The 4,086-nt window shown below is 43.2% G+C and carries 4 protein-coding genes; all 4 read left to right on the forward strand.

Annotated features, from left to right (window positions below; all coding sequences use genetic code 11):
• A partial coding sequence (gene rseP, locus AC6F75_RS08805) for an RIP metalloprotease RseP (protein WP_500714637.1) occupies positions 1 to 1,194 on the forward strand: 1,194 nt, incomplete at its 5' end.
• 81 nt (positions 1,195 to 1,275) lie between these two features.
• The gene (locus AC6F75_RS08810) at positions 1,276 to 1,725 is read left to right on the forward strand and encodes a DUF4168 domain-containing protein (protein ID WP_500714638.1); all 450 of its coding nucleotides are present in this window, start codon (positions 1,276 to 1,278) and stop codon (positions 1,723 to 1,725) included.
• 126 nt (positions 1,726 to 1,851) lie between these two features.
• A complete protein-coding gene (locus tag AC6F75_RS08815) occupies positions 1,852 to 3,621 on the forward strand; it encodes an SLC13 family permease (protein ID WP_500714639.1) in 1,770 nt (589 codons plus the stop codon).
• Positions 3,622 to 3,630: 9 nt separating this feature from the next.
• Positions 3,631 to 3,969 (forward strand): DUF202 domain-containing protein, encoded by a 339-nt coding sequence (locus AC6F75_RS08820; protein WP_500714640.1) that lies wholly within the window; start codon positions 3,631 to 3,633, stop codon positions 3,967 to 3,969.
• Positions 3,970 to 4,086 lie beyond the last annotated feature (117 nt).

A 4,086-nucleotide genomic window follows, 5' to 3' on the forward strand; every position in this document is an offset into this window, starting at 1 on the left:
CTCTTTTTTGACGTGAAATATTCACTTTTCAAAAAGAAAATCGGCGAAACCACTTACGGTATTGGCTGGCTGCCTTTGGGCGGTTATGTGAAAATTGCCGGGATGATCGACGAGAGCATGGACAAAGAGCAAATGGCAAAACCCCCGCAGCCGTGGGAGTTTCGTTCAAAACCCACCTGGCAGCGACTCATCATTATGTTGGGTGGTGTAACGGTGAATATTTTAGTGGGATTCCTTATTTATGCATTGATCCTGTTTCATTATGGTCGTGATTTTGTCACCCCCGAAACCATGCCCGACGGATTTGCAGTTCACGAAATTGTACAACCTTACGGATTTCAGGACGGTGACCAGATCCTGAAAGTCAATGATGAGCATTTTGAGAATGTTACAGACATCAACAAATACCTGTTTCTGCGCGATGTAAAAACCGTGGAAGTTTTACGACAAGACGGAAGCACCGAAACCCTAACCGTGCCCGATGACATAGGCCAGCAAATGTTTCAGGCGGGCATTTTTGAGCCTTTTGTGCCACTTATTAATCCGGTAATCGATGAGGTGGTTGGCGGCAGCCCGGCAGACAACGCAGGACTTGAAACTGGCGACCGCGTGGTGTTTGTGAATGGCGAAGAAACCGTTTTCTGGCACGAGTTTACTGAAAAAGTGAAAAACAGTGCCGAAGAAACAATGGATGTAGTTGTAGAAAGAAATGGCGAAATCGTCAACCTGAAAATAACCCCTGATGAAAAAGGAGTGATTGGGGTGAGGCCTTTGCTTAACTTTGATGTCATTCACAGGGAATATTCACTTTGGGAAAGCATCACACACGGAAGCAGTTTCGGATATGATATTTTAAGGGATTATGTTGCCCAGTTTAAATATGTATTTACCAAAAAAGGCGCTACCCAAGTAGGCGGTTTTGGAGCCATTGGAAACCTGTTTCCGGATACCTGGAACTGGCTGAGCTTCTGGCAAACCACAGCTTTGATTTCCATCATACTGGCATTTATGAATATCCTTCCTATTCCTGCATTGGATGGCGGACACGTGGTATTTTTGCTTTACGAAATGGTCACCGGCAGAAAACCCAACGAAAAAGTGATGGAATATGCCCAAGTGGCGGGCTTTTTCCTACTGATTGCCCTGGTACTTTTTGCAAACGGCAATGACATTTACCGTTGGTTATTTGGTTAAAGTTTTATAAAATAGTGTAGGTTTCATTGTCAACTTGGCAAGAAAATTGTAGTTTCACGAACTTAATTTAAAAATTCAATAATGAACACATTACTAAAACAAAGCAAAAAACTGGTATTGGCTCTTCTGTTTATTTCCACTGCCGCTTTTGCACAGGAAGAAGTGTCTGATGCTGAACTTGGCAATTTTGCCAAAGCAGTTGTAAGCATACAGTCAATCAATATGGAAGCTCAAAATACTATGATGGAAGTCGTAACTGAGTCCGGGATTAGTTTAGAGCGTTTCAACGAGCTTTACGGGGCAAGTATGACAGAAGATGAGCAGGTGCTTTCAACTATGACAGAAGAAGAATCAGAAAAAATGGACAGCGTTATGGCTCGTTTTGAAGCGATGTATGCCCTTTTTGAAAAGCAAATGGAAGCCGCTATCGTAAAGGAAAACATAACTATTGAGCGTTTTGAAGCCATTGCCGGAATGATGGAAAGCGATTTTGCCTTGCAAATGCGCCTGCAAGCCTTAATGGAGCAGTAAAAAAAGAACTCATTACTTTTAAAAACCGATGCACCTCAGCGTCGGTTTTTTTGTTTATTACCGGAAGTGTTTTATTTATCCAAAAAAAATGATTTAATTTGAGAATGCATCAACAGCGGTTTAACTATGGAGCAAACCATTGTTTTTATCACTTTAGGCGTTTCGCTCATCCTGTTTATTTGGAACAGGTTAAGGTATGATGTCGTTGCGTTTTTTGCGCTGATAACGCTGGTGCTTTTTCAAATCATACCTGCCGACCTTGCCTTTTCAGGATTAAGCCACCCGGCTGTTATTACCGTAGCAGCGGTTTTAATCATCAGTAAGGCACTTCAGTTTTCCGGGTTGGTGGATGTTATTGTCAACTGGATTAGTAAGGTTTCCACCAGGCTTTGGGTTCAAATTATTTTACTCTCTTTTATCGTTGCCTTTGCTTCGGCATTCATCAACAATATTGGTGCATTGGCCATTATCATGCCTGTCGCGCTTCACCTTTCAAGAAAGTACCGTTTTTCACCATCACTCATTTTAATGCCCCTGGCTTTTGCATCCATCCTTGGCGGAATGATTACAATGATTGGTACTCCCCCCAACATTATTATTTCCACATTCAGGGAAGAAGCTGTGGGAGAGCGCTTCGGAATATTTGATTTTGCCCCGGTAGGCATCGTGTTGACAGTGGTTTGCTTGTTATATGTCACCTTAATCGGTTGGCGGTTTCTTCCAAAAAGGCAATCGGCCGATTCTTCGGGGAATATGTTTGAAATCGAACACTACATCACCGAAGTAGCCGTTTCTGAAGATTCCATGCTTGTGGGTACAACCTTTTCCGGTTTCAAAAAAACACTTAAAACCGATGTGGAAATTTTAGGGATAATCAGAAACGACATCCGCATTCACGCACCTTCGCCCTGGGAGGAATTTCGTGTAAACGATGTCCTGATTATTGAAGCAGACACTGATCAGCTCAAAGCATTTTTGAAGAGTTCCAAAACCACTCTTGCTGAAGGAAAACGCCTGAGGGACACAGCCAAGGGTGCCGACGATATTCAAACAGTTGAAGCGATTGTACTGCCCAGTTCACCTTTACTGAACTTTACAGTAACCGATTTTCGTCTCAGGGAGAAATACCTCATCAATGTTTTGGCCATAGGCAGACAAGACCGAACCATCAGTAAACGCATCTCACTTATTAATATCAAAGCCGGTGATGTATTGCTTTTACAAGGTGAGGAGGCAAACATTCAGGAAGCCTTAAAAAATTTAGAATGTCTTCCACTTGCCAAAAGGGATTTATCCATAGACAGAAAAGACCGCATTTTTGGGGCTTTGGCCATATTTCTTGTAGCAATCATGCTGGTGGTTTCCGGATTTATGCGCGTGGAGATCGCGTTTTCCATAGCCGCTGTGGTGATGGTCGTTACCAAAATTTTACCGCTAAAGGAAGTGTACACCAGTATCGACTGGCCGGTCATTATATTGCTTGCTGCTATGATTCCGGTAGGCGCGGCTTTTGAAACCAGTGGCGGTGCTGAAACCATCACGGGAATTTTACTCAATCTTGGAAGTGACCAGCCGGTGTGGTTGGTTGCCGGTTTATTGATGGTCATCACCATTTTGCTGTCTGATGTCATCAACAATTCGGCGACTGTCGTGCTTATGGCACCCATTGCCATACAAATTGCCAATAATCTGGGACTCTCTCCTGACCCCTTTCTGATGGTTGTTGCAGTGGCAGGATCGTGTGCGTTTTTAACACCCATCGGGCATCACTCCAGCACGCTGGTGATGGGACCCGGCGGATACAAATACAGCGATTACTGGAAAATGGGATTGCCACTCACTTTGGCAATTATTTTTATTGGCGTACCTTTAATCCTGTATTTCTGGCCCGTTTAAATTTTTGTGATGAAGAAAATAAACATCATACCCAAACCCAAGTTTTTCAAAAACAGGGAAAAAATCATTCTGCGTGATTTTTTAGCTATGGAACGCACTTCTTTAGCCAATGAACGCACACTCTTTTCATACATCAGGGCATCGCTTTATCTGGGCATTGCAGGGGTGGCCATTATTGAATATGAAGGCTTTGCAAGTTTCAGCTGGCTGGCCTATACGGTTTTTGGATTGAGCTCCTTGTTGATTTTTATTGGCGTGTTCAGGTACCGAAGACTAAAAAGGAAATTGGACACCTATTACCGCACGATGAATATCACCCCGGTACAGAAAACCGAAGATGCCGATTAAGATTTGCTTTTTTCTATCAGAATTCGTGTTGACGGATGTAAATTACCGGAACCTTTACCCTGAATGGTTTCCAGTGTTCCTCTTGCCAGTTTTTTACCCAGTTCCACCCCCCACTGG

Source organism: Planktosalinus sp. (assembly GCF_059864935.1).